The organism is Streptomyces sp. NPDC050164 (assembly GCF_044459945.1).
In the GTDB taxonomy this organism is placed as follows: domain Bacteria; phylum Actinomycetota; class Actinomycetes; order Streptomycetales; family Streptomycetaceae; genus Streptomyces; species Streptomyces coeruleorubidus_A.
On the sequence record NZ_JBITJK010000101.1, the window covers coordinates 1 to 1,494 of the forward strand.

The 1,494-nt window shown below is 69.8% G+C and carries 1 protein-coding gene; it reads right to left on the reverse strand.

Annotated elements, in window-relative coordinates:
* Positions 1–27: 27 nt before the first annotated feature.
* The gene (locus ACIBNA_RS45040) at positions 28–1,230 is read right to left on the reverse strand and encodes an IS110 family transposase (protein ID WP_399171294.1); all 1,203 of its coding nucleotides are present in this window, start codon (positions 1,228–1,230) and stop codon (positions 28–30) included.
* Positions 1,231–1,494: the final 264 nt, after the last annotated feature.

Genomic DNA, 1,494 nt, shown 5'->3' on the forward strand with positions numbered 1-1,494 from the left:
GCGGGGGGGGTGCCTCTATGTCTTTCGTCAAGCGAGACGGGGGCTTCTTGGTTCGTAGAAGGTTCCGTCGCGGAGCATCGCGAACAGCACGCTGATGCGGTGGCGGGCGAGGCGGAGGAGGGCCTGGGTGTGGGTTTTGCCTCTGGCTCGGCAGCGGTCGTAGTAGCTGCGGGAGGCGGGATCGTGGAGGGCTGCGAACGCGGAGAGGAACATCGCGCGTTTGAGCTGTCGGTTCCCGCCTCGCGGGGCGTGTTCGCCGTGGATCGAGGATCCCGATTGCCTGGTGGTGGGGGCGAGGCCGGCATAGGAGGCCAGGTGGGCGGCGCTCGGGAACGAGCTGGCGTCGCCGACGGTGGCCAGAAGGACTGCGGCGGTCCTGACGCCGATGCCGGGCATCGACGTCAGGACCTGGGAAAGAGGGTGGGCCTCCAGCAGGGCCTCGATCCGGGCTTCCAGGGCCCGGCGTTGTTCGTGGACGGCGGCCAGCGACTTGGCCAGCGACGGCACGATCACGTCCAGGGTGTTGGTGCCGGGAACGACCACGGTCTGTTCGTCGAGGGCGTCGAAGATGTCGTCGACGAGCCGCTGAGCCATGCGGGGCGCTTTGGGCCGGACGACCTCGACGAGCTTGCGGCGGCCGGCCTTGCGCAGGGCGGCCGGGGATCCGTAGCGTTCCAGGAGCCAGGTGATGGCGGGGTGGTCCAGGCGGGGGCCCATGACGCGTTCGAGGCTGGGGTGGAGCTGGGTGAGCAGGCCGCGGATGCGGTTGGAGGTGCGGTTGGCCTCTCCGGCCAGGTCCTGGTCGAAGCCGACGAGCATGGTCAGCTCGGCGGTGATCTCGTCGGCCAGTTCGAGGGAGCGCAGGGTGTGGGGCATGGTGCGGGCGGCGTCCGCGATGACGGCCGCGTCCTTCGCGTCGGTCTTGGCCTCACCCGGGTAGAGGTCGGCGATCCGGCGCATGGCGAGCCCAGGCAGGTAGGCGACCTTGCAGCCGGCGTCGCGGGCGACGGTCAGTGGCAGGGCGCCGATGGAGGCGGGCTGGTCCACGACGACCAGGACGGTGCCGAACTTGGCCTTGAGCTTGTCGAAGACGGCCCGCAGCTGCGGTTCGCCGTTCGGCAGGGCCTTGTCGAAGACCTTCTTCCCGGCCGGGGTGAGTCCGTGGCCGTGGTGGTTGCTCTTGCCGACGTCCAGGCCGAGGAAGACGCCCGTCTCGTCGATGTCGATCACTGTGCCCCCACATGCGTCGATGCTGTGCCGGCCTCGGCGGTGGGGCCGTTCGCGCGCATCCACGTTATGCAGACCTGCCGCCCGCGAGTGGTCCGGCATTGCGCCGGGCCGGGCAGTGGCCAGACCTCTGATCAGCGTCTGTGACGGCACCCCTCGGACCCGGTGACACCACCCCCCAGGTCATCGACTCGACAGGGGGCAACAGTCATGCCGGGCCCGGAGGCCAGCGGCCCTCTTGCAGGACCGCCAAAAAGATAACGGGGG